Consider the following 25565-nt stretch of genomic DNA (forward strand, 5'->3'; position numbering starts at 1 on the left):
TTTTGCTGCCATGGACGATGGTCCACGACTCCTGCGTTGCAATGTTGGGGTTAATTGAGTGGCACGACAACGACACTTTTCTTTGGAATCACGGAAACCGCAGAAGAGGGCGGGGAAAATATAATTCGGCTTGAATAGGCCCGCGCATTGTTGTTGCTTGTCCTCACCTGAAAGGCGAAGCGTAGATCATCTGCCTGGCTGACCAGATCCTGATATATACCTGCGGGAACGATGCTGTAGCCCATTTCAGCGGGGAGGTTGGGCCAATACAGGGCAACCATTTCGCCACTATTATACGCTGCCACACCCGCTCTTATCTGTATGGTGTAGGATTGGGCGAGCAGGAGCAATTGTTCGGGGATTTTCCATGTCCAGTGCACGTTCCCCGATGCGTCCGTGTGAATCTGGAACGTGCGGGAGGAGATGATCGGCAGGTCCAGAAGGAAATCGAAATTGATCGTTGCGGATAGATTCTCCCCGTTTATCATCGACACCTCAAGCGTATACGCACCTGTGACCAGGGGGCTTTCGATATCCGCAAAAAAATCGCTGATCTGTTCCGGATCATTGAAATACCATCCAGGCCCGCCAGCGAAAAATCCAGCGCCGATGTATTCATACGGTCCCTCAAACAGTAATTCGCCCAGTGTAACGGGGCTTCCGTCGGGGTATTTGAGGACAACGGCGGTAACCGTGCTTTTACTTTCGACGTAGTTTCCTGAATCGTCCTGGATTTCAAATGCCAGCCGGTTATCTGTCGCCTGGGACTCATGCACGCGGTGCTGAATGACATTCCATGCGAACTGATAAGCCAGACATGTCCCTGCCTGAAAAAAAACATAAAACAGGGCCAGAAAAAAAATAAGTCCAACCGGTGTGATTTTTTTCATGAAGGCGTCCTCCTGAAGGTGTATGCGTTGATTCGATGACGTTATGTTCAACTTCAAACCTACCCGGTAAAGATAAAGCCAGGTGCATGAAGGCAATCCACTGAAATCTGGCAGCAGTTTCCGGTGTGCTTTCCACACTGGCAGTCAAGACCACCAATTACACCCGCGGCAATGGTGATGGACGGCCGTCCGCCTCCCACTGATTTATAGGCAACCATGGACTTTAGTTGAAAATTTGATTTACAGGGTAGTCGTTGTTGCGTAGCAAATGATCCGAAGTGTGTCAATATTCCTGGAAGTGGTGGATCACGATGGATAGCATGCTTTTCGATTCGACGGGTTTACTTCCCCTCGGAATGCTGCACCGCTTTTTTTATGTCCAAATTTGAAGACCAACCTGCCGTTTTCGTCGTATCCGGGCGAAGACTGGATACCGGATCAAGTCCGGTATGACGCTGTTGTTACCTTATCATTTGCAGGGTGACCAACATTGATGCCATCGTAACAATCCGTCAGTCGGAATCCAGCAGGAGCATCATCGTCGCCGGGGTGCTGCCGGCCCCGTCAACATACACCTCGTCCACCAGGGTCTTGATATATCCGTATTCACCGTCATCCAGATACACGCGCGACCTCAGCCCCCGGTGTTCCCCGTAAGGCGGGTATTGGGCGGTGTCCACGGGGTAGACAAAGGTTTCGCTGTCGCATTTGAAAATCAGCTTGCTGTCGGTGTATTGAAGGGAGATGGTGTAGTCCGTATCGGTATGGATGGGTGTTGAGAAGGGGTGCCATTCCAGGTCGGCCCACAGGCTTTCATCTGAACTGTCGGAGCGGCCCACATATGCTGCGGCCTCCATGCTGCCGTCGTCGTGCAGCTGCAGCCGCATGTCGGCGAAGACATCCCCTTCGAAACCGTTATACGCCAGCCCGCTGCCCTCACCCCGGCTTTCATTGTAAAAGTATCCCTGGATCCTGAAGATGCCGCGTGCGCCGGTGGATACCTCACTGTCACTGTTGATCCGGACCCTGGCTTCGACATAGGTTGCATCGGCGTCCGACAGGTAGGCCGTCACCTGGGACCGCTGGTCGAACCCCTGCCGATGGAAACGGAGGCGCCCGCTCTCAATCTCCATTACGGATTCAAAAGAAGCCCACCGGGAGTCGTCCAGTTCGCTGTCGAAGGTGTCATAGGCGCTGGTCTGGCCGTTGATATATACATTGTCGATCGTGGCCGCGACGTAGCCGTTTCCTGCCGCGCCGTCAAAGCCATAGGCGCCCGTGGTCAGCCCCTTGAAGGCGTTGAACGGGTCCCTTTGCCGGGCGGGCCCCGAGTTGAAGGTGGCGTTGACCCCCGCCACCGTAAACGTAAATCCATTGGACCCGTCGTAGGCCAGTTCAACGGTGTAGCTGACGCCGTTCGTCAGCCCCGGTACCGCCAGCGTCCCGCTGCCCAGTTCGTTGAAGGTCGTGCTGTTGTCGTCCAATATTTCCGTGACCTCCCACCAGGCCTCCAGGCCGTTTCCGCGGTTGCCGATGTGAACACCGGCCCAGACGTCACCGGTGCTCCCGCCGGAGACCCGGGTGTTGTAAAAACGGCCGTTCACCCTGGCAAAGGCTTCCGGCGTGTCCCCGGAATCCAGGATCGTCTCATTGATGGTGACGTCACACCGGATGGTGTGAATCGTCGACTGGTTCTGGAACTGGAGGTGGTTCCTTGCAATCAGCCGGTTTGGGGTGTTGCCGATCCTGGATACCAATTTGCCGCCGGCCACCTCCCTGACCATTTCAGTGTAATCCGTCCACTGGTTCATCCATTTCTGATCATCGACATGCGCGCCTGAAAAGTTATCATAAAGCATTCGGGCGCTCACGATCTGCCCAAGCAGGAGCCCCTGAACAACAAAGGTCAAAAACCAGACCGCCATTCGTTTTTTCTTCAACATGATCACCTCCTGTGATGTTGGTTCAACGTCGCTTTTTAAAGCGGGTGGTGCGAATAAACCGATGGTGGCTCAACGTGAACTGACCAGATTCGCCGGCCGGGCACCTGTTGGCCTTTTTGGGAAAGAAGGGCCTCTGCCCGAAACGGAGTATGAACATTCTGATCGTTTTTCCGATCTTCAGCTGTGCGCGCAAAGCCAGGGCAGGATCAACTAAAAAAGGATACTGTATCAAGGCCGTTTTGATGTCAACATCCATTTTTGTCGATGGATTTTTCACTTTTGACATGCTCACTGCTCAAAAAACAATCGCTCGCCTTTCAGACATTCTTTTCACTGCAACAAGATAGAGAACTTTAACCCGGTAAAAAAAGCGAGGTGCGATGAACTGGTTTAATGTCGAGTTGATCTGACACCGCGCATGAATCAGCGGGGCCGGCCGGATCAACTGCGTGCAACAATCACATAGTCCTTGACCCCGGCAGAATACTTACCCTATATTTTGTGTTGGGTTCATCTTCACCCTTCTTATTCTGACCCACCGTGCTAACACCTGAACCGGAAACCCGTTGCGGACGGGTACAACTGTTTTCCGATTCCCTCACGCGCCTATTCAGGCTCAATTCTGGCACCACTCCCGGCTTCTCATTTTTCATGAGATCGGAAATTTAAAACCACATGCCTGAACCAATTAAATAAGGGGGCAAACATGAAGCGCGTGTATCAGATTGTTTTTGCATTGGTTATTACCGCCCTGTGGGGCTCGACAGCGACCGCAGCAGATTGGTGTCAAGCAGCCAAACTGACCGCCAGCGATGGTGCGTTTATGGATCAGTTCGGGGCTTCAGTCTCTATTGACGTTGACGCGTTGGTGATCGGGTCGCGATATGACGATGGCAATCAAGGCTCGGCCTATGTCTTTGAAAAACCGGCCGGCGAATGGTGCGATATGACCGAGACGGCCAGGCTGACGGCCAGTGACGGTGCGGCCAATTTCCAGTTCGGCTGCAGCGTGGCCATCAGCGGTGATGTCGTGGTTGTCGGTGCTCGAGGAAGCAACGGGTACATGGGGGCAGCCTATGTGTACGTGAAACCGGCAGGCGGCTGGAGCGATATGACCGAAACCGCCATACTTGCCGCCAGTGATTGCGCTGCGTCCAAAGTATTCGGCAGCTCCGTGGCCATCTGTGGCGATACGGTCGTGGTCGGTGCCGATGGCGACACCGACAATGGCTATAAGTCCGGTGCGGCGTATGTTTTTGAAAAACCTGTGGGGGGCTGGCACAATATGACCGAGACCGCCAAGCTGACTGCCAGCGACGGCGCTGCATATGATGATTTTGGCGCTTCTGTGTCTATCAGCAACGACACGGTCGTGGTCGGAGCGAATGGCGATGACCTGATCTGGGCGGGGCAGGGCTCCGCCTATATTTTTGTTCGACCTTCAGGCGGCTGGACCGGTATGACCGAGACCGCCAAGCTGACTGCCAGTGACGGATCCGCATCGGATTATTTTGGCGCATTCGTGTCTGTCGAAGCGGACACGGTAGCGGTTGGTGCACCCGGTGTCGATATCACCAATGATGTGACCATCCATGACGTGGGCCGTGTATACGTCTTTGAAAAACCCGCAGGCGGTTGGGGCACCATGACCGAAACGGCCAAGCTGGCTGCCAGTGACGGTGATGCAAACAGCGGTTTCGGCGCCTCGCTTGACATTGGTCTGGATACGGTGGCGGTCGGAGCATGGGCAAGCAACGGCTACATCGGCGCAGTCTATATTTTTGAAAAATCAGCGGAAAGCTGGACGGATATGACTGAATCCGCCAGGCTGACGGCCACCGACGGGGCGGCCTATGATGATTTCGGCTATTCTGTGGGCATCAGTCAGGAAACGGTGGTAGCAGGCGCGCACCTGGACGACGACAATGGCAACGCTTCCGGCTCGGCTTATGTATTTACCGCTTCAGCGTCACCGCCGGACTGTGACTATCTGTTGCAGGATACCCACGGATACCAGTGGTGCCTGGACGTGGTCCTCGAGGACAGCGTGGGGCTTTATATGGAAGGGACCTGTGATACGGGCACGCCGCCGGCCAGACAGGGGCAGGCCCTGTACAACTGGAGCGGGCACCTGGCCATGAAAGCCGGACAGGTCAGCGATGGGCAACTGATCCAATACCACATGCGCTGGGGGCAGTCCGGCATGTGGATCGACCAGACCGGCGCCTGCGGTCAGGTTGACGTCAGCATGATATCCTCTGCCGGCAGCCGGGCCCCCTTTGCCGCGCCAGGCAAAGGCCCCATCCCGGAAGAAAGGGCTGCATCCGGTATGCTCGACGCCCGTGAGGCCCAGGGTGACGAAGACTACTGCCTGGCGGATTCCGACGGGAACCTGTGGTACCTGTATGAAATCGCCCGGGACGACCGGGGCATCTTTTTTACCGGGACCTGTGACGCGGGCAGCGAAACCCTGGACGTCATGGCCACCTATGTCTGGCCCAGAAGCGGTCTGGCGCTGACCGCCTATAATGGCAGTGCACCGAACAGGCTCTGCAGTTTCCGGTGGTACCGGACCGGCCAGTGGATCAATTCATCCGGGGCCATGAACACCCTGGCCATTGATTATTGCAGCCCATGACGGCGGCGTCCGTCCTATCACGAGCTTGCCGGACGCTAACCCACCATTTTAGCAGCGCCGGTGGCCCGGGCGGCATTTGAATTGTCGCTGCAACGGGGCAGCCTGGCCCGATCACGATCCTTTCCCCAGAAAGCGCGGAACGGTTTTTCCCGGAAGCGGGATGAGGCGTGACCAGGATAAGGGCCTCTGGTGAAAAGGGCAAGCGTAAGGAGGAAGGAATGAAAATTCGGTTAATGCGGTTTGCGGCAGTGGTCCTGGGGGGCGCGATTCTTTTTATGCAGCCGGACGCTGAGGCCTGCACCACTTTCCAGCTCACACATGAAGGACAGGTGTTCGTGGGAAAAAATTATGATTGGATGGTGGAAGACGGTCTGATAATCGTCAACAAGCGCGGGGTTTCCAAAACCGCTTTCCAGGCCGCGGTGGACAACACCGGCCTGGGAACACCGGCAACCTGGACGTCAAGGTATGGAAGCATTACTTTCACCCAATATGGACGAGAGTTGGGACCGGGCGGTATGAACGAGGCCGGACTCGTCGTCGAGTCCATGGGGCTTTTTCGCAACACACCGAACCGGAAATATCCGGAGCCGGACGACAGGGACTCTGTCCTGGCCGGGCAGTGGCGGCAGTACCAGCTCGATAATTTTGCGACTGTCAAAGAAGTGATCGAAAGTGACGCCATTCTCAGAATCAGGCCACAAAAGGGGATTCACTCTCATTTCATTGTCAGCGACAGGCAAGGCAATTGCGCTACAATCGAATTCCTTGACGGGGAAATGGACTGCCACACAGGAGAGACACTGCCCTACCGTGCCTTGACCAACAACACCTATGCGCTTTCACTGGACTGCCTGAAGAACGATACGATCCCCGAGCCGGACCAGTTCAAATCCATCGAGCGGTTCATTCGCGCCGCCAAAATGGTTGAAGACTACCATCCCGGGACTTCGGCGGCACCCGTCGACTATGCCTTCGAAATTCTGAAAAGCGTGAGTTGGCGTGTAGACCGGGAGTGGAACGGCACCCCGTTTACAAGCAACACCCGGTGGAGCATCGTCTACGACCAGAAAAACCGGCGCATCAATTTCAGAACCCACGGCAATCCCAGGATACGCGTCATCCGCCTGGATGCATTTGATTTTTCGTGCAAAACGCCCGTTAAAGTTCTCGATGCAACCGCGGCCCTCTCCGGGGATGTATCAGACAAGTTCGTCGACTACACCCGGCAGGTCAATCGGGATCTGATTGAAAACGCCTTCACCAAAACCGTATTCTTCCCGAGTTATTCGGCCACCCAGCTGGATGTCCTCGCCGATTATCCGGAAACCTTTGTGTGTGAGCACTGACCCCTTCGTCACGGGCCGGGCATCGCAGCCATCGGCGGAAGCTGGGTCTGTGGCTGTCACAGCGCAGCGAGTTCCACAGACCCCGCCGATGGAGAGAAGCGCAGGGGTTAACCCGTGACGCGGGCGGATTCTTAGCAGGCGCTCACAGGGCACCGCATCTGCTTCGTTACCGGGCATTTGAAGTACAACGTGTACGTCTTCATGCCCGACGCCTTGCATCTGCGGCCCCCTGTAAACGCCTGCAATTCGGTGCTTTCAATGTATTGATCATCTCAGCCCTATGAACGGGTAGGATTCTTTTGTTTCGTTTTCCTGGCCGTGCAAGAAAATGAAAAAACCAGCTTTCACCAACCATGTTTCCAGTTCCCGGACTGTTATGAAATGATTCCTTAAACCGATCTTTTGGCCCCGACCAACGCGTGCCATTGCTCAGTATTCCGCTTAAAGTGCAGGTGTTGACCCTGAAGCTGAACGCGCCTCACCGGCCGGATGGAAATTCACTGCCGGCGGGCCGTTCTGAAAGGGGCCATTGCAGCCTGCGGCATGCAGATCCGGTATCTAACCACATCGTCATTGCCGTTTTGGCCGGCTATGTTTTACCCCACTTCTGAAGCCATTTCCGCTTTACCTCCCGGTTCACCGCATATAGTGGCCACTCCCCGTTCAGCGTTTTTATTACCTGCGTCATCGCCTTGTGCCAGAACTCGGGTGAATCGGAGGACGTGGAATACCAGGCGCTGTGGCCGGTCAAAATGACGTTGGGCATCTTCAGCAAAGGGTTGTCGGCAGCAATGGGTTCGTCCACAGTGGTGTCGATCCCCGCCCCGGCGATGCGGTTCTCCCGAAGCGCCTCCACCAGGGCCGATTGATCCACAATTTCCCCTCGGGCCGTGTTGATCAGATAACAGGTCGGCTTCATTTTCTGAAATGCCCCACGGTCAAACATGTTAACTGAGGATTTCGTGAGCGAGGCGTTGATGCTGATGAAGTCCGAGGTTTCAAGAAGCGTATCGAAGTCCACAGGTGTGACGCCAAGGCTCAAAATGGCAGGATCCGGAACACTTGGCGCATGGGCGATCACGTTCATTCCCAACCCTTTGATTTTGAGCGCCGTCACCACGCCGATTCTCCCCATCCCGACAATGCCGACAGTCTGGTCACGCATACGGAAAACGGGATGGATGACGTCGGCGATATCCTTTCTTCTCATGGGAACGAAATTCACGCTTTTTTGCCGAACCGCCCGATCCACTGAAAACAGTTTCCGGCCCAGGGCAAGGATAAGGGCTACGACCAGCCCCGATACTTCGTCAATGCAATAGTCCGGGGTGTTGGTGACAACGATGCCATTGTCGGTGGCGGCAGCCAGGTCGATCCTGCCGTATCCTACGCCCAGACTGGCCACGATGCGACACCCGGCCATCGCATTCAACACCTTGGCCGTCCAGGACTGTACCGGCCCTGAGCCAATTACCGCATCGGCATCCTTCGCACAGTGGATGAGTTCATCCTCCGTTCGGGCCATGACGTTGGTGAGCGAGGCGCCCGTGGATTCAAGAAGGCTTTCTCCAAAATCCATACCCGAAACGTGAATCGTATTCACTACCTTGAATTTCATTTTTGCACCTCCCCTATCGCCAATCGACGTGATTGGTGATCTCTATTTGTTCGTAATTGTCATGCGCTCCCTTTTCGGCAGGACAATTACGATTCAAGAATGATTAATTTATAAAAATTCAAGTCGTTAAGAAGGCTGGCAACAATTGTGAGGTTCGATGATGTCCTGTCAGGCGGCAGGAAAGATAAAAATAGCGGGCGGTTCGAAAAAGCGCTTTTCGTTTCCCATAAAGAAGTGATGATCCAGTGATAAATTTTAAAACATAAAACGGATACGGGTCAAGCCCCTGGCCAATGATGTTTAAAAACCGGACCGGGAGTCGGATATGCGGTCCAAAGAGGTGAAAAAAGAGTCAAGAGACATCAGCATCGGTTGATGACCAAAAAAAATTGATAATTGAGGCTGTCCCTGTAATTCACGAGTTTATTTGACAATCGCAGCATTTATTGGATATAGCCCAATAAGCAAAACGAGAATAAAAAATGAGATAGATCATATTCATATGGGGTTCAGGGCCAGATACAAGAATTCGACCCTGCCTGATGACTATCGATCTCAATATATCTGGAATTTTTTGGTCAATGATCGACCACCATATATAGCGGTGTTCCACATTTTTTTAAAAATCAAGACTGTCCATTTTTTCGTTATAATATGCTGATAGAATGAAAGTATGGACATCTATTGTAATTGATATCATGGAAAAATTTTCCATCTATCAACACTGATAAGCTGGACCGCTCCGCGCTCCAGCTTATCGTCGCCGGCTGCTTCGCCATGGGCCTGAACGTGTCGCGCTGCGCGCTCCACTTATCAGGCCCATGGAGCCGACTGCGATTCTCGCCTCCGGCCCGAAATAAAAACCATTTCGTCCCGGAGCCTGCGAGTCTCGCGGCTCATCCGGCGACGTTAAGCGGCAAAAACAATGACTGCAATGTCTTTAACAAAAGAAGAATTAAAAACGCTTGCATCAAGTCACTCAGGTTTCTTAGGGCTTGATTTATCAAGAATTAGCAGTGTGTTTATTGCTCAAACATTTCAAATGCAGGCAAATCGTGTAATTAATGTTATTCAAATGCTTGATGAAGTCAGATATTTGGAAGGAATAAAAGAATCATCTTCAACAAAAAAGACAGAATTATTCAGGCATCCACCTTTAAAAGGATTAAGGAAAAAACATTTTTTGGATTCTCAGTTTATACCACAGAATATGGATTCACATTATGGATTCAGTTACGGTGGCAACAAAAATTTGGATAAAACGATTAATGAGTTAATACAACAGAACAAATCTGGATGGATTGATGATGAATTCATTGGGGAGCTGTCTCATAGGATAACATTTGGAGCCATCGAAGAAAGAGCAAGAATTAAGAAACTGACAGGAGAATGGATAGTTTTCCAAATATATCAGAATAAAAACTACTATCTTACTCTAGGATCTCATGATGAAGGTGATGAACGTATATGGGAGAGAGTAAAAGACGTTTATGATCTTGATTTCCCATTCCTAGCGAACAGCGCTTAACATCTATATGGCCTCCGGTTGTCAAGGAAAAAACTTCTCCCATGGATCGGAATAATCAATTTCTAAGCGAACCTCTTCCGTCTCTTTTCTCGGATCCCTTGACAAGCAATTCGTTGGTTCCGGCTTGCGTCTTCGGTCGCGAGCGTCAGCGCGTTTGGATAACGCGTCTGCACCAAACATCTATCAGGATTGACTGATTTGCCAGATGGTTCTTTGACAATCAGCGTGCCACCTTAAGGCGGCTTCAGAATATATTTCGATTCCCTTATTCCGGCGCAGTCAAAGGTATCGGCTCGTCCGACGGGCGGACGTCCAGTTAGGGTGTCACTCGGATAAGGGGCAGAACACGATCACCACCGGTCAAGCTATCCGTATGCGTGGATGGAACCGAAAGGTGCCGCCAATCAAAGCATTGAGCTTCGGGCATCGGGTCCACTCTTTTTTCGCAGTCGGGCTGCATGTCTTAAATCGAGAGACTCAGATCCGCCCGTTTGATCTCAGTTATGCGATAAGTTGACACCTTCCGGTTCCACATCTATTGATCGAAGAATCGTTTCATGTTGAACGCCTCCTTGTTTTTGAGCATAAAGTAAATGGCCCGGCCCAGCTTGTGGGTGAAGATTCCCAGAGCCTTGCCTTTATTGTATTTGTGTTCCAGTTTGGAAACGAAATACTTTGCCTGGGATGAATCCCTGAGCATGAGGATCGCGGCTTCCTTGATCGCCCATTTGAGATGGTGGTTGCCGATCTTCTTGTTGCTGTGCCCGGCCCACTTGCCGTCGGACTCTTTTACCGGCCGGATCAGCCTGGCATAGGATGAGAAATCCTGTACCCTGGGAAACCGCCTGACATCATGGACCTCGTACAGGATTACCAGGGCCAGGATCTGCCCGACACCGGGGATTGAGCGCAGCAGATATAAAGTGTGGTAATCATGCTGGCGGGCGGTTTTTTCGATATGCCATTCAAGCTTTTTAAGAATCTGATTCATGGCATCGATCATGGCCAAGTCGACTTCGATGCTCTTTCTGACAGCCGGGTCTTCAAACCTTTCGGCGACACCGCCATGGTTGTATTTGCGTGACAATTTTTTCCTGAACGCCGGCAGGTTGTACTGGGTATTGGTGTTGTTAATATGGGCTACCAGTTCGCTGCATCGTCTCGACAGATACATGCGCCGGCGCAGCAGATCCCGTGTTGCCCGCCACTTGGCCGGATAGGGATAAGCGGTGGGAAAATTGCCGCCTTTGAGTAACATGGCGAGTTTGTAAGAATCGATTTTATCGTTTTTGGTTTTGCCGCCGTGGATGGCTTTCATGTATAATGCGTGTCCAAGGACGAAATCGATTTTGTGATCGGCGCACAGATCGGCCAGCCAGTACCAGCAGAAGACACATTCAACACCGACAACAACGTCTTCGATAAACGGGAACACCAGTTCGAAAAAGAGTTCCGGGTCGGTTTTGATATTCAGGTGAACAACAATTTTTCCTTTATGGTCGAGGATGCAGACATACATTTTCCTGGCATGCAGATCGACACCGCAGTAATACTTGTGCTGTCGGTTGTAAAATTTCATGATGTGCCTCCTTTTGCTTGGGTAAGTATTTGTTAGGGGTAACAAAAGTTTACCGTTGCAAGTGAAAGGGGGCAACCCATCATCATGTTTTCTGTTCGAGAATGGGGTATTAAAAAGCTCGTCGGAGAACAGGAAATATGATGATGGGTTTACACGACAGCCCCGTTTCTTTGGGAGGCCATAACTAGTATCAAGCGCATACACCCGACCTTACCCGCCGTTCGTTCCTCACTCTGGGCAAGGCGGGTGATGCCAGTGTTGGCAAGATATAAAATATATTTATTGTTTAGTTCCGCGTTTAAATCATCGGGTGTTCTTTCAAAGATTTGCTTGGGTTGAGATAGGTGGTTTTCGAAATGTTTTTTCTTTTTGTGGTGAATTCAAAGTTCTGTATGCTCGGAAAGATGCTGCGGTAGATCAAAGATCCAGCAGGATGGAGATTCAATCAAATTCCGCGTCAACCAGAGGCGGTTCACTCAAAGGAAAAAGCCTGGGGTATATCAGATGATCAGAAGATTACAATTTGAAAAAACCCAAAAAGAAAGATGAGATTCCCAGGTAACTCCACCTTAAAGGTCCAAAGGAAATTTATTGGTGGGCACTTGCCAACAAATGCATAAACCGGAGGTCCCCCGCCGCTCCGCTCTGGGGGACCCCGGTTATGCTGGCGTTATGTGCCAAAAACTAAAGAATAGATTATGCCGAAGAAAGGTTTTATCCCAAATAAATTGAAACCTTGGATTGAAGCAAGAGGAAAATTTCGTTTGAGTCATTCACAAATTCAAATGGCTCGCGAATTGGGATTGAATCCGAAAAAGCTTGGTGGTATGGCCAATCATAAGCAGGAGCCGTGGAAAATGCCGTTACACGAATACATAGAGCATTTATATCAAAAACGGTTTAAAAAGCCTGCTCCTGTTGTCACCAAACCATTAGAGGAAGTTGATCGTGAGAAGAGAAAAAGGAAACAACAAAAGAAAGTGGTAGCAATGAGTAATAGCATTGATATCACATAACATCTATATGGCCTCCGGTTGTCAAGGAAAAAACTTCTCCCATGGATCGGAATAATCAATTTCTAAGCGAACCTCTTCCGTCTCTTTTCTCGGATCCCTTGACAAGCAATTCGTTGGTTCCGGCTTGCGTCTTCGGTCGCGAGCGTCAGCGCGTTTGGATAACGCGTCTGCACCAAACATCTATCAGGATTGACTGATTTGCCAGATGGTTCTTTGACAATCAGCGTGCCACCTTAAGGCGGCTTCAGAATATATTTCGATTCCCTTATTCCGGCGCAGTCAAAGGTATCGGCTCGTCCGACGGGCGGACGTCCAGTTAGGGTGTCACTCGGATAAGGGGCAGAACACGATCACCACCGGTCAAGCTATCCGTATGCGTGGATGGAACCGAAAGGTGCCGCCAATCAAAGCATTGAGCTTCGGGCATCGGGTCCACTCTTTTTTCGCAGTCGGGCTGCATGTCTTAAATCGAGAGACTCAGATCCGCCCGTTTGATCTCAGTTATGCGATAAGTTGACACCTTCCGGTTCCACATCTATTGATCGAAGAATCGTTTCATGTTGAACGCCTCCTTGTTTTTGAGCATAAAGTAAATGGCCCGGCCCAGCTTGTGGGTGAAGATTCCCAGAGCCTTGCCTTTATTGTATTTGTGTTCCAGTTTGGAAACGAAATACTTTGCCTGGGATGAATCCCTGAGCATGAGGATCGCGGCTTCCTTGATCGCCCATTTGAGATGGTGGTTGCCGATCTTCTTGTTGCTGTGCCCGGCCCACTTGCCGTCGGACTCTTTTACCGGCCGGATCAGCCTGGCATAGGATGAGAAATCCTGTACCCTGGGAAACCGCCTGACATCATGGACCTCGTACAGGATTACCAGGGCCAGGATCTGCCCGACACCGGGGATTGAGCGCAGCAGATATAAAGTGTGGTAATCATGCTGGCGGGCGGTTTTTTCGATATGCCATTCAAGCTTTTTAAGAATCTGATTCATGGCATCGATCATGGCCAAGTCGACTTCGATGCTCTTTCTGACAGCCGGGTCTTCAAACCTTTCGGCGACACCGCCATGGTTGTATTTGCGTGACAATTTTTTCCTGAACGCCGGCAGGTTGTACTGGGTATTGGTGTTGTTAATATGGGCTACCAGTTCGCTGCATCGTCTCGACAGATACATGCGCCGGCGCAGCAGATCCCGTGTTGCCCGCCACTTGGCCGGATAGGGATAAGCGGTGGGAAAATTGCCGCCTTTGAGTAACATGGCGAGTTTGTAAGAATCGATTTTATCGTTTTTGGTTTTGCCGCCGTGGATGGCTTTCATGTATAATGCGTGTCCAAGGACGAAATCGATTTTGTGATCGGCGCACAGATCGGCCAGCCAGTACCAGCAGAAGACACATTCAACACCGACAACAACGTCTTCGATAAACGGGAACACCAGTTCGAAAAAGAGTTCCGGGTCGGTTTTGATATTCAGGTGAACAACAATTTTTCCTTTATGGTCGAGGATGCAGACATACATTTTCCTGGCATGCAGATCGACACCGCAGTAATACTTGTGCTGTCGGTTGTAAAATTTCATGATGTGCCTCCTTTTGCTTGGGTAAGTATTTGTTAGGGGTAACAAAAGTTTACCGTTGCAAGTGAAAGGGGGCAACCCATCATCATGTTTTCTGTTCGAGAATGGGGTATTAAAAAGCTCGTCGGAGAACAGGAAATATGATGATGGGTTTACACGACAGCCCCGTTTCTTTGGGAGGCCATAACTAGTATCAAATCACTTGACCGGACGGCATAAGCGCCCTCTATAGCGCTCTTTTCGGTCTATCAAACAAGATTATCGTTAATCAGCTGTCAGCGTTGGCCGCCGGTCAGTTCTGCGATAAGCTGGACCGCTCCGCGCTCCAGCTTATCGTCGCCGGCTGCTTCGCCATGGGCCTGAACGTGTCGCGCTGCGCGCTCCACTTATCAGGCCCATGGAGCCGACTGCGATTCTCGCCTCCGGCCCGAAATAAAAACCATTTCGTCCCGGAGCCTGCGAGTCTCGCGCCTCATCCGGCGACGTTAGGTCAGGAAAACAAATGCCAAAATGTAAGTACTGCAATCAAGAGAAACCTCTTGTCAAATCCCATATAATACCACGCTCTTTTTTTGAAATTAAGGAATTCAATAAAAAGGCACCCAAAAAATCATTATCTCTAATATCTGATTCTGAAGATTTTAAACCAATGAAGCGGCCTGTTGGCATCTATGATGTCCATTTGTTTTGCAGTGATTGTGAAAACAAATTTATGAAATATGATGATTATGCATTTAAACTTCTAAATGAACAGAGGGAAAATCGCAAAACTCAGAAAGACGAAAAGGGGCTAGTGGTAGGGCAGTACTACGAGAACTTCGATTATCAATTGTTAAAATTATTCTTCATGTCCATTCTGTTGAGGGCTGGTCTCAGTGCTGATTTCTTTTTCCAGCGCGTAACTCTTGGCCCTTTTGCAGAGGTTTTAAAGGAGGCCATTGACTGTGCAGATGCAAAAGAGCCAGAAGATTTTGCCGTATTTCTTGCATACTATGCACAGATTAAAAGAGGGCCTGTTATTTTTCCGCCAGATATGAAAAGAATTGATGGTATTAATTTTTATTTTTTTCATATAGGCCGTGTAATATTTTACATTAAGGTTGATAAAAGGAAAACCCCTTCTACGTTATATCCAATAATAATAAAGCCGGATAGTCTACTATTCTTATTAGAATTTGATCTGAGAGACTCAAATGCATATGAAATACTTAAACGTACAGTCGATAACCCTACTAATTCGACATATTTTAAGACCTAACAAAGCAAATGCAGCCGACGCAAAAAGCCGCGCGGCTGATTAGCAGCGATAAGCTGGACCGCTCCGCGCTCCAGCTTATCGTCGCCGGCTGCTTCGCCATGGGCCTGAACGTGTCGCGCTGCGCGCTCCACTTATCAGGCCCATGGAGCCGACTGCGATTCTCGCCTCCGGCCCGAAATTAAAACCATTTCGTCCCGGAGCCTGCGAGTCTCGCGCCTCATCCGGCGACGTTATGTACATTGGAGTAACACATGACAAAAATCTATAAATATTTTGATCTTGCGAAGTTTACTTCTTTATTGCAAAAAGAAGCGCTACATTTTTGTCGTGGCGACAAATTTGAGGACCCATTTGAGGGGTCATACCCATTAAGTGCGATTAACATTTTTAATGGCGGTGATAACGGTTATGATTCTAAAGAATGGAGAAAATTTGTTGCGGTTTCCTGCTGGCACAAAAGTGACATCGAGTCCGACGCCATGTGGAGGCTCTATACATCTAATAAACAAGGTGTTGCAATTGTAACTACTGCTGAAAAACTTAAACAGGCTGTAGACGAGCATGCATACGTAAAAGAAGTTCAATACATAGATTTCATTAAGGACGATGCTGAGATACAAATCCCTTCAGATGTCTTCGAATATAAGAGGAAGGCATATATCCATGAAAATGAAATACGAGCGATTATTACCAAATATCCTCGAATGGAAATAAAAAATGGTATGCCTGAAACATCCAAACCATTACCTGGCAAAGAAATTCCAAAAAGTGGAATCCTTATAGATTTGGATTTACCGTTGTTCATAGATAAGGTCATTGTTACACCATACTCGGAATCTTGGTTTTTTGATGTCATTAATGGATTGGCCGAAAAATATAATTTGCCTGATGGTACCGTGATGGAATCTGAATTGAAAGTTGATCCAGTATACGCCAAGATATAGAGCACATAACCCGGCGCTTGCAGCCGACGCAAAAAACCGCGCGGCTGAAGCGCGATGATAAGCTGGACCGCTCCGCGCTCCAGCTTATCGTCGCCGGCTGCTTCGCCATGGGCCTGAACGTGTCGCGCTGCGCGCTCCACTTATCAGGCCCATGGAGCCGACTGCGATTCTCGCCTCCGGCCCGAAATTAAAACCATTTCGTTCCGGAGGCTGCGAGTCTCGCGGCTCATCCGGCGACGTTAGCCTCAGATTCAGGGAAGTAAGGTAAGGATTGTGTATCAAAGAACTCTTTTTAAATATATACCTTTCAATTCCCCTGAGTTAGGTGATAGTAGTTCTGTTCAGGGAAAAAGAAAAAACGACTTTGAAAAAGGAGAAATTTGGTATCCACGTGCTGATAAATTAAACGATCCTTTTGAGTGCAGTCCATATTTTCAAAATTTCGATTATAATGAAGAGCAAATAGAGGAAGCAGTTGAGTCTTTATCTGATTCTGAACTAAATTCAATCGAGTCTGTGATTGGTAAATACAAGAAGAACGATTTAATAAAAATTTTGAAAACACCAAATGTTTTCAACCATAATAGCTTTGAGAGAGTAACAGATATTGGTAAGAATTTAGTTGTTGAAAATGTTTATAAATATATTCACCAAATTATATTCGTTGAATATTTCAAATTGAATTTTTCGAATAGTTTATTAAAAACAGGTGTTTTAAGTATGACGGGAGATCCTTTTAATTTACTTATGTGGGCACATTATGGAGGGAATAGCTCAGGTATTTGTATAGAGTTTGAAAGAAATCCCGAAAACATCCTTGGAAAAAGAAGTACAAGACGTGTTAAATATGTGAAAAACAGACCAACAATAAAATTTCAAAAAAGAAAAAACTATGCAAAACAAATTATATACACGAAATCTAATATTTGGCGCTACGAAAAGGAATGGAGGACATGCCAACCAGAGGGAGATAAATCATACCCTTTTCCTGGTAAAGTCTTGAGAATATTGTTCGGACTAAACTGTAACGAAAAGACCATAGAATTAACAAAAAAGATTTTCGGGAAAAACGTAGTATACGAAAATATTATTATAGGTGATGATTTCTCAATTCAGTCTGATAATGGAATTCACCACTCTATTTCTCAAGTTGAGCTTAGCTGGTAAATTGAAGCACATTTTAAAATACCGGCTAACAATTTGTTACACACTCGACCGGGAACCCGGGGCGGCCTTTTTCCATAGGCCATGTCGAGTTGAACGTGGCTAAAAACCAATCTGCATTGGGTTCCCGGCAGGTGAACAAGTCGATATGCTAATGGAATAAAACGAAAAGAATTATGTCCTCTACAAAATGTAAAGCAAAAACTCGTTCTGGAACACAATGTAATTTAACTGCTGATACATCTGGTTATTGCCATCTTCACGATCCCGAAAAAATTAAGTCTCACGCTGAACAAAAGAAAGCGAATTGGGACAAAGGCAATAAAATGCGTGAAATCCTTGAAGTTGTGCACAGAACGTGTAGCGCAAAAGGATGGAAATCATACACCAGTAATTTAGACGAGGATAATTGGAAATATGCTACTGTGTCAGTCGAACGATACGTTTCAAGTGGCTATTCAGGTGATACCATTACCGGAATTTTTGAACTTACATTAGAAAATGGTGTCCAGATATCAAGAAGCGGCACATCTTTTTATAAGTACGGATTACAGGATTTGTATGATGCAATTTTTTCTGACCTGAGTAAGCTACCATGGCTTGAATCTCCAAAAAAGAAAAAAAACACGCCTGAAGCCGATATCGTGAGTTTAGAAAAGTTAATTAAAAGATTTCATATTGTAGCAAGGATATTGAAAAATAGGTACAATGACAGAGAGACAATTGTTATTGAGGATGAATATGATGCTCAAGATTTATTGCATGCCTTACTAAGGACCATTTTCAATGATGTAAGACCTGAAGAATATACGCCATCATATGCAGGTTCAGCTTCACGAATTGATTTTTTACTTAAACCTGAAAAAATTGCGGTCGAAGTAAAAATTACCCGGAAGTCATTAAGAGATAAACAGATTGGTGAACAATTAATCGTCGATATAAAACGATATCAATCGCATCCAGAATGTGAGAATCTTGTATGTTTTGTCTACGACCCAGAAAATTGGATTAAAAATCCAACTGCTCTTGAAAACGACCTTACAGGAAAACATGGGAATTTAAGCGTTAAAGTGTTTATTGTGCCACATTGAAAACATAAAAAGCATATCAAAGGCATTAAGAGCGACGGCAAGAAGCCGCCGCGCCTTATGCCTGGCGATAAGCTGGACCGCTCCGCGCTCCAGCTTATCGTCGCCGGCTGCTTCGCCATGGGCCTGAACGTGTCGCGCTGCGCGCTCCACTTATCAGGCCCATGAAGCCGACTGCGATTCTCGCCTCCGGCCCGAAATTAAAACCATTTCGTTCCGGAGCCTGCGAGTCTCGCGGCTCATCCGGCGACGTTATGTGTGCGAATAGATAATGAAAACATTACCAAAAACGATACACATCGTAGGGCGAGTTTGGATCTGGCTTGCGGTCTCTTGGATAATACTATCGTATTTCCTTAATTTAATATTTTCGGATGATCCTATTACCGCTCGAATTTTAGTTTTTATAAATGTCTGGAATGTATTTGTCGCAATACTAATCATTTTACCGGGATACCTTTTAACTGAAGCTTCAGAAAAAATAGCAAATAGATATGGCGATTCTTTTGAAAAAACTATTGATGGAAATCAATCAAAGAAAATTTCATTTTTAGCCGAATTTTTTAAATCGAAAATATTTTTATCGTTGGCCATAGTTGGTTATCTAATATTAATGGCCATTTTTGTACTTTCCCATAATGGATAAGCACCTCAAGCACATAACCACGCCATTCACTCAGATGGGCAGGGTCGTGGCATTTTAAGCGTTTTCAAGGATTTTGTGTTTTATTGCCTTTTACAAAGGTCCGTTCACCCTGCCCACTGGTGATTGCGGGCGATAAGCTGGACCGCTCCGCGCTCCAGCTTATCGTCGCCGGCTGCTTCGCCATGGGCCTGAACGTGTCGCGCTGCGCGCTCCACTTATCAGGCCCATGGAGCCGACTGCGATACTCGCCTCCGGCCCGAAATAAAAACCATTTCGTCCCGGAGCCTGCGAGTCTCGCGGCTCATCCGGCGACGTTAAGCAAATAATGGGTACTGTGATCTAAACAATCATGCAAACATACAAATTAGAGATAGCCCTTAAAGAACTTTATAGTCAAGTATTCAGAATTGTACAGAATATTCATTTTTATAAAGAAATGTTTATGAGCGATTTCAATGTCGAACTCTTGAATGATAAAGCACCACTTGCATTAAATATTATTCAAGTCACCTTGGCTAATGATATAATGTCAAGTATATTCAGACTATTAGATCCTTTAAAGAGTTGTGGCGAAGATAATTTAACGCTTTTTATTCTTAAAGAACCCCTCAAAGAGATAAATGGTACCTCACAGGAATTTGAAAAATTAGAAGCTATTAAGAAAAATTATAAGAACTACCGCCATAAAATTTTGTCACATAATGATTTAAATCGTGTAATCAGTTTTGATGATTCAGAACGTATTATTTTTCCATGGAAAGCCATTGAAGAATTTTCTGAAGCATCATCAAAAATTATTAAATATGCATACTTATCTTTATTAAAAACAGAAGTATCATTTGATATTGATTATGATATTGGTGAAAAATTATTGAAATCACTTGGTGCTTAACAAGGGCCTTGCACACCGAGCGGGCTTACGGCGCAGTTTTATAAACAGTAATATTTAATCGGTCTTCCTCACTTTTCGGCGGCCTTTGTTGTTCGCCGCCCGCCGGGTGAAGGCCAGCGATAAGCTGGACCCTCCGCGCTCCAGCTTATCGTCGCCGGCTGCTTCGCCATGGGCCTGAACTTGTCGCGCTGCGCGCTCCACTTATCAGGCCCATGGAGCCGACTGCGATTCTCGCCTCCGGCCCGAAATAAAAACCATTTCGTCCCGGAGCCTGCGAGTCTCGCGCCTCATCCGGCGACGTTAGCTTTTCACAATAGAGGATTGAAAAATGGAAATTGATGGCTTCCTCGCCTCGTCTGTTGACACTGATAAAACTTACATTCCGCACCCGTGAGAATCGATTTTAGGAAATTTTTTATCGTTCAAAAATAACCACATAGGCGATTTAACATATTGTATTTACTGTAAAATAAAAATACCTAGACATTTCAACTAGTTGCTGGTACGTTACCCCCAATCTTGACAACAACAGTTCAAAGGAGGGGACATGCCACCGCTTGACACTGAAAGTTTGACCATCACCGAGGTCAGGCATCTGCCGATCGTCAAGGCTTATGCACAAAAAATCGGTCTGGTGGAGACCATCGACCGGATGGTCGGTTCTCAAATGGAATTGAGCCCCGGCATGGCTGTATTCGGCATGGTGCTCGACACCCTTTCGGGACGGACACCGCTTTACCGTCTGACCGAATTTTTTGAAGAAAAGGATACGGAGCTTCTCCTGGGCACCGCTATCGAACCGGAACGCTTTTGCGATACCAACTTGGGCCGGTCCATGGATCAGATTTTCGAGACCGGTACCCAGAAGGTGTTTTCTCAGATCGCGCAGAATGCATTGACAGTTTTTGCCGTCGATCCGCGACGACTGCATTTCGATACGACCTCCGTGAGTGTATTCGGCGATTACCATCTGGTTGATCCACCGTTTGAGATCACCTATGGTTACAGCAAGGACAAACGACCGGACCTCAAACAGTTTCTGGTATCGATGCTGTGTGTCGACCGCAACATCCCCATTTTGGGGACCACGACGGACGGCAACGCTTCGGACAAGACCTTGAACAACGAACTGCTGACCAATATCTCCGCATACATGGCCAGACACGGGCTTGAACCGGGCGCGTACGTCTATGTGGCCGACTCTGCATTTGTCACCGAGGACAATCTGAAGAAAGCCGACAGGCGTCAGACCTGGTTTCTGACCCGCCTGCCGGCGACCTACAAAGAGTGCGGCCGGATCATTCGTGAAGCCGTGGCCGCCGATGACTGGATCGACATCGGCCGCCTGGCCGAAGAACGCGACCGCCCCAATCGCTCAGTTGCCCGCTATCGGGCCTATGACGGCACCGTCGAGCTTTACGGAAAAACCTACCGGGCGATCGTCGTGCATTCCAGCGCGCATGACAAGCGGCGTCATAAACGCATCGATCGCATGTTGAAACAGGACCGCAAGCAGCTTGAAAAAGACTGCAAAAAGCTCGCGGACACCGTGTACTATTGTCAGGCCGATGCGCAGGTCGCGTTAGACAAACTGATTCGTCAATCCGCGTCCAGCTACCACCGGCTTCAAGCTGGTGTTGAAAAAATCCCCAAATACGGTCGCGGCCGGCCTGCGGCCGGTAAGCCCCGAAAGGTTTTGCGCTACGAATATCGCGTAACGGCGACGGTTGTGGAAGCCCCGCAAAAAGTGCAACCGCTCAGGGAAGAAGCCGGTTGCTTTGTCCTGTTGACGAATCTTTTGGACCAACAAGGCGACTGGTCCGCCCCGGAACTGCTCTCCCTTTACAAGAGCCAGATCGGCATCGAGAAGAACTTCAGCTTCCTGAAGGACCCGGCCATCGTAAACAGCATTTTTCTGAAAAAGGCCCAGCGGATCGAAGTGTTGGGCCTGGTATTGCTGATCTCCCTTTTGATCTGGCGTTTGATGGAGCGTTCCATGCGCCAGTATGTCGAGACCAATGACTGTGAGTTGCCCGGTTGGGTGCGACGCAAAACCAGAAAGCCGACCAGCTTTATGATGACGACCAAGTTCTCTTCAATCATGGTCGTTTCCATCGGGAACCACAGACAGTTGGCAAAACCATTGAAAGCTGTTCAGCTTGAGTATTTGAAAGCGCTTGGCGTCACAACTGACACATTCACAGCCCCATAAAGCGATGAAAAATAGTCGAATCGTTGCTGCTTGGGGTGCGGAATGTACGATAAAAAGTTTGTCACTGAAAAATATTCTGATTTTTTCGATTATGCAAAAGACATAAACAGATACTGCATGGCATTCTTAAAAAAACTAAAAGTAAGTGATAAATATGATAGCATATTCATTATACATACACTCTTTTTAAGACTTTTAGAATATTTCCAAGGAGTGTTCATTCTGCTTGAGCGTGGAATGATGCCTCCTGCAAAGGTTCTAACAAGAGGAATGTTGGAGATTGTTTTTATTTTGGCGGCATTAGAAAAAAATCCCGCTCTATTGTCCTGCTATTTTGATCAGTTTCAAGATGGTCGAAAGAAAGCTTTAAAAGCAGCATTACAATTTAAAAATGATTTGTTGCGGAATGACGCAAAGAAGCACGATATCGAAAAGCATTACGTAAAGCTGAAAAAAGAGCTCTGCGATAAGGAACTAAGAGTACTGAAGCCAAAGGAATGGGCAATAGAGGCCGAAATGGAGGATTTTTATAATCTCTATTATGTGTCTTACAGCAACGCCATACACTCTAATTTGGCTGCTCTTGATGACCACCTTGATGAAACGATGAACGGACTTTACTTGTCATTTGGCCCCTCAGACAAAGATCTTTACGAAGTTATGAAATGCTGCATTTACATAATTGTTAATGCAGCTCAAATTACGGCCTCTGCCAACCAGGAGGATATAACGAATGAGCTTGAGGGCTTTAAGACTGAGTTGCCGGCATTTGATGAAAAATATTTAAAGGATGAGCTAACAACTGCGTAGACAGCGGACCGGGAAAGCGATGCCATTTTTAACTTTTGCGTAGTCATCATTCACCTTTTCATTTACGAAGGTCCAGTTGCTTTCCCGTCCGGTCACGCAGGGCGTTCGATTCCTAAAGAGAAAATATGTTACCAGCAAAATTTATCTGGAAGCCTCTGATTCAAAAACTTGTAACAGGGCACCGGAAAAGATTCCGAATGTTTCCATACGAACCTTCCTACCCAACTGATCTCAAAAGAGTTGGCCTGTATCTCCATGTACCATTTTGTAAAAATCTTTGCCCATTCTGCCCTTACAACAGAGTTGAATATCAAGATACATTATTTGAACAATACGAAAAATCTGTACATGAAGAAATAGAGCTATACACACCACACCTTAAAGGAAGCGATTTCGTTTCACTTTATATCGGAGGTGGCACCCCTACTGTTAACTTGCCTGGCTTGTTGCGGATTCTTAACCACTTAAAGAATAATTTTTCTTTGTCTTGTGATATCTGCATTGAACTTCACCCTGCCAATATGGAAACCGAATGTCTGAAGGAATTAAAACAGTTCGGAGTTACGATGCTCTCGGTTGGCATTGAGTCAACAACGGACCGTATTTTGCGTAACATTGGCAGGAATCATGATGGTGAAACAGCCATAAAATCACTTCGCAGGGCCGTTGAAACAGGTTTTGATGCTGTAAACGCAGATTTAATGTTTGTCTTACCTGGACAATCTCTTAAAGATTGGGAGAATGATTTAAATGCGGTAATAAATGAGGGGGTTGACCAAGTAAGCACTTATCCACTTTTTTCATTCCCCTATTCTGACCTTGGTCAGTCTCAACAAATCAGGAGTGTCAAAAGACCAGATAGCAGCCTAATTCGTTCAATGTTAAAACTAACGGACTCATTATTAATATCTTCGGGATACGAACGTTGTGCTGTATGGAGTTGGCTGAAACCTTCAATGAAAAAATTCAGTTCCATCACAAGGCACCATTATGTAGGTTTTGGCCCTAGCGCTGCCTCAATGACGGGCAAAGATTTCTATGTTAACACATTTGATGTAGCTTCTTATGCTGAAACTCTCCCGAAGAAAAGACCTATTGCGCTATCAATGGCTGTGGATCTGCGTCTTGAAATGGCCTATTGGCTCTATTGGCGAGTATATGAATTAAAAATTCAGCAGAATGATTTCAAAGAATTGTTTGGCAAAGAATATTCCTTAGAATCAAACTTTCAAAATATACTTAAACCATTTCAGCGTGCTGGCATGATTGAAAAATGGAATGGGGGCTATCAAGTGACCAATTCAGGGGCATATTGGATACATCGGCTGGAAAATGAGTATAGCCTTAATTATATTAACAGGCTTTGGGGGTCCTGTAGGAAAGCTTCATGGCCAAAGGAGGTTTATCTCTGATGGCAGCAAAATATTTAAGCTGGCTTTCTTATGGGTTCAAGACGTTCTTATTGAAAAAGGAAATACCCTATCTTTTTGGAATGGTCATTACAGATAAGTGCAACTTGAACTGTTTTTATTGCGAAAGCAAGAATTCAGGTCGGTATCATTTTTCTTACGATCACGCTAAAGCCACTATAGAAAATGCTTATCAACGAGGACATAGATCCCTCTATTTTACTGGTGGAGAACCAATGGTTTGGGAGGACAAGGGTCATACCATAGAAGAGTTAATACAATTTTCACGTGAAATAGGATTCTTGGAAATTTTTATTTTTACCAATGGAACCATTCCTTTAAAAATCAAACAATGTAATTATATCGTTACAATCGATGGGCCAAAGGCAATTCACAATGAAATCAGATATGATACGTATGATATAATCCTTAATAATGTTGAAAATGCAGTAACCAGAGCTATTTTTGCATCGATCACATTTAGTAAATCAAACTATCTTTATTTGGATCAATTCGTAAAAGAAATTTCTGCCACAAAACTTTTCCGAGGGATTTCATTTAACTTATTAACCCATTGGCCGGAAATTGTCGCTGAACACGGTGTTACGCAGGAGGAACGTAAAAAACTCTTGGATGATTTATGGTCTTTAAAGAAAGAAGGATTTCCGATAGTGATTTCTAAAGCAGCTTATAAAGCCCTAAGAAATAACAATTGGAAAAGGCCTATTCCTCAGATAGAGCTTGGCACTAAGGATAAGATCTTTAAATGTTGCAGGGATGTAGACAACCCATCTGTTTGCAAAAATTGTGGATACGCAAATTGTGTTGAGGTATCGCAAATACTTGCTCTAAAGCCATCCGCTATGTGGCAGGTAATTAAAATGGTAGGAGAATAAATACGATTTAAATCGAACCATAGCATTAAGAGCGACGGCAAAAAGCCGCCGCGCCTTATGCTCACCGATAAGCTGGACCGCTCCGCGCTCCAGCTTATCGTCGCCGGCT

20 protein-coding genes are annotated in these 25565 nt (G+C 47.4%); 14 read left to right on the plus strand and 6 right to left on the minus strand.

The window, feature by feature from the left end; genetic code table 11:
- Positions 1 to 50: 50 nt before the first annotated feature.
- The 3 genes from DSCA_RS26010 to DSCA_RS26020 form a co-directional block, all read right to left on the minus strand.
- Complete coding sequence (locus tag DSCA_RS26010) at positions 51 to 890, minus strand: hypothetical protein (protein WP_155319225.1); 840 nt, start codon at positions 888 to 890, stop codon at positions 51 to 53.
- A 512-nt stretch (positions 891 to 1402) separates the two neighbouring features.
- Positions 1403 to 2833 carry a hypothetical protein gene (locus tag DSCA_RS26015; protein ID WP_155319226.1) on the minus strand — a complete coding sequence of 477 codons (1431 nt, stop codon included), beginning with the start codon at positions 2831 to 2833 and terminating at the stop codon, positions 1403 to 1405.
- A 22-nt stretch (positions 2834 to 2855) separates the two neighbouring features.
- Positions 2856 to 3119 (minus strand): hypothetical protein, encoded by a 264-nt coding sequence (locus tag DSCA_RS26020; protein ID WP_155319227.1) that lies wholly within the window; start codon positions 3117 to 3119, stop codon positions 2856 to 2858.
- Between the two features lie 420 nt (positions 3120 to 3539).
- Between DSCA_RS26020 and DSCA_RS26025 the strand changes: the two genes are divergently transcribed.
- Positions 3540 to 5471 carry an FG-GAP repeat protein gene (locus tag DSCA_RS26025; protein ID WP_155319228.1) on the plus strand — a complete coding sequence of 644 codons (1932 nt, stop codon included), beginning with the start codon at positions 3540 to 3542 and terminating at the stop codon, positions 5469 to 5471.
- Between the two features lie 218 nt (positions 5472 to 5689).
- Entirely contained in the window at positions 5690 to 6820 is a 1131-nt protein-coding gene (locus DSCA_RS26030) for a linear amide C-N hydrolase (RefSeq protein ID WP_155319229.1), read from the plus strand.
- Between the two features lie 589 nt (positions 6821 to 7409).
- Here DSCA_RS26030 and DSCA_RS26035 read toward each other — a convergent pair.
- On the minus strand, positions 7410 to 8438 hold the full coding sequence (locus tag DSCA_RS26035; protein WP_155319230.1) for a C-terminal binding protein: 1029 nt from the start codon (positions 8436 to 8438) through the stop codon (positions 7410 to 7412).
- A 925-nt stretch (positions 8439 to 9363) separates the two neighbouring features.
- On the opposite strand from DSCA_RS26035, the gene DSCA_RS26040 reads away from it, so the two are divergent.
- Positions 9364 to 9966: a hypothetical protein gene (locus DSCA_RS26040; RefSeq protein ID WP_155319231.1), complete on the plus strand. Its 603-nt coding sequence runs from the start codon at positions 9364 to 9366 to the stop codon at positions 9964 to 9966.
- A gap of 535 nt (positions 9967 to 10501) precedes the next feature.
- Here DSCA_RS26040 and DSCA_RS26045 read toward each other — a convergent pair.
- Complete coding sequence (locus DSCA_RS26045; protein ID WP_155314958.1) at positions 10502 to 11545, minus strand: IS110 family RNA-guided transposase; 1044 nt, start codon at positions 11543 to 11545, stop codon at positions 10502 to 10504.
- A 698-nt stretch (positions 11546 to 12243) separates the two neighbouring features.
- On the opposite strand from DSCA_RS26045, the gene DSCA_RS26050 reads away from it, so the two are divergent.
- Positions 12244 to 12561 carry a hypothetical protein gene (locus DSCA_RS26050; RefSeq protein WP_155319232.1) on the plus strand — a complete coding sequence of 106 codons (318 nt, stop codon included), beginning with the start codon at positions 12244 to 12246 and terminating at the stop codon, positions 12559 to 12561.
- A 535-nt stretch (positions 12562 to 13096) separates the two neighbouring features.
- Here DSCA_RS26050 and DSCA_RS26055 read toward each other — a convergent pair.
- Entirely contained in the window at positions 13097 to 14140 is a 1044-nt protein-coding gene (locus tag DSCA_RS26055) for an IS110 family RNA-guided transposase (protein WP_155314958.1), read from the minus strand.
- Positions 14141 to 14639: 499 nt separating this feature from the next.
- Between DSCA_RS26055 and DSCA_RS26060 the strand changes: the two genes are divergently transcribed.
- The 10 genes from DSCA_RS26060 to DSCA_RS26105 all read left to right on the plus strand — a co-directional run bounded on the left by DSCA_RS26060 (position 14640) and on the right by DSCA_RS26105 (position 25456).
- Positions 14640 to 15395, plus strand: a complete 756-nt coding sequence (locus tag DSCA_RS26060) for a hypothetical protein (protein WP_155319233.1) — start codon at positions 14640 to 14642, stop codon at positions 15393 to 15395.
- Between the two features lie 251 nt (positions 15396 to 15646).
- The gene (locus tag DSCA_RS26065; RefSeq protein WP_155319234.1) at positions 15647 to 16339 is read left to right on the plus strand and encodes a DUF2971 domain-containing protein; all 693 of its coding nucleotides are present in this window, start codon (positions 15647 to 15649) and stop codon (positions 16337 to 16339) included.
- Positions 16340 to 16612: 273 nt separating this feature from the next.
- Positions 16613 to 17506 (plus strand): DUF2971 domain-containing protein, encoded by an 894-nt coding sequence (locus tag DSCA_RS26070; protein ID WP_155319235.1) that lies wholly within the window; start codon positions 16613 to 16615, stop codon positions 17504 to 17506.
- A 173-nt stretch (positions 17507 to 17679) separates the two neighbouring features.
- Complete coding sequence (locus DSCA_RS32045) at positions 17680 to 18594, plus strand: PD-(D/E)XK nuclease domain-containing protein (RefSeq protein ID WP_197904666.1); 915 nt, start codon at positions 17680 to 17682, stop codon at positions 18592 to 18594.
- Positions 18595 to 18862: 268 nt separating this feature from the next.
- Positions 18863 to 19237 carry a hypothetical protein gene (locus tag DSCA_RS26080; RefSeq protein ID WP_155319236.1) on the plus strand — a complete coding sequence of 125 codons (375 nt, stop codon included), beginning with the start codon at positions 18863 to 18865 and terminating at the stop codon, positions 19235 to 19237.
- 349 nt (positions 19238 to 19586) lie between these two features.
- Positions 19587 to 20129: an AbiU2 domain-containing protein gene (locus DSCA_RS26085; RefSeq protein ID WP_167527959.1), complete on the plus strand. Its 543-nt coding sequence runs from the start codon at positions 19587 to 19589 to the stop codon at positions 20127 to 20129.
- A 547-nt stretch (positions 20130 to 20676) separates the two neighbouring features.
- A complete protein-coding gene (locus DSCA_RS26090) occupies positions 20677 to 22341 on the plus strand; it encodes an IS1634 family transposase (protein ID WP_155315006.1) in 1665 nt (554 codons plus the stop codon).
- 42 nt (positions 22342 to 22383) lie between these two features.
- Positions 22384 to 23151 (plus strand): DUF5677 domain-containing protein, encoded by a 768-nt coding sequence (locus tag DSCA_RS26095; RefSeq protein ID WP_155319238.1) that lies wholly within the window; start codon positions 22384 to 22386, stop codon positions 23149 to 23151.
- A gap of 125 nt (positions 23152 to 23276) precedes the next feature.
- On the plus strand, positions 23277 to 24563 hold the full coding sequence (locus DSCA_RS26100) for a coproporphyrinogen-III oxidase family protein (RefSeq protein WP_155319239.1): 1287 nt from the start codon (positions 23277 to 23279) through the stop codon (positions 24561 to 24563).
- Positions 24563 to 25456, plus strand: a complete 894-nt coding sequence (locus tag DSCA_RS26105; RefSeq protein WP_167527960.1) for a radical SAM protein — start codon at positions 24563 to 24565, stop codon at positions 25454 to 25456. Before DSCA_RS26100 ends, DSCA_RS26105 begins: the two co-directional genes overlap by 1 nt.
- Positions 25457 to 25565: the final 109 nt, after the last annotated feature.

This window comes from Desulfosarcina alkanivorans (assembly GCF_009688945.1).
Taxonomy (GTDB): Bacteria; Desulfobacterota; Desulfobacteria; order Desulfobacterales; family Desulfosarcinaceae; genus Desulfosarcina; species Desulfosarcina alkanivorans.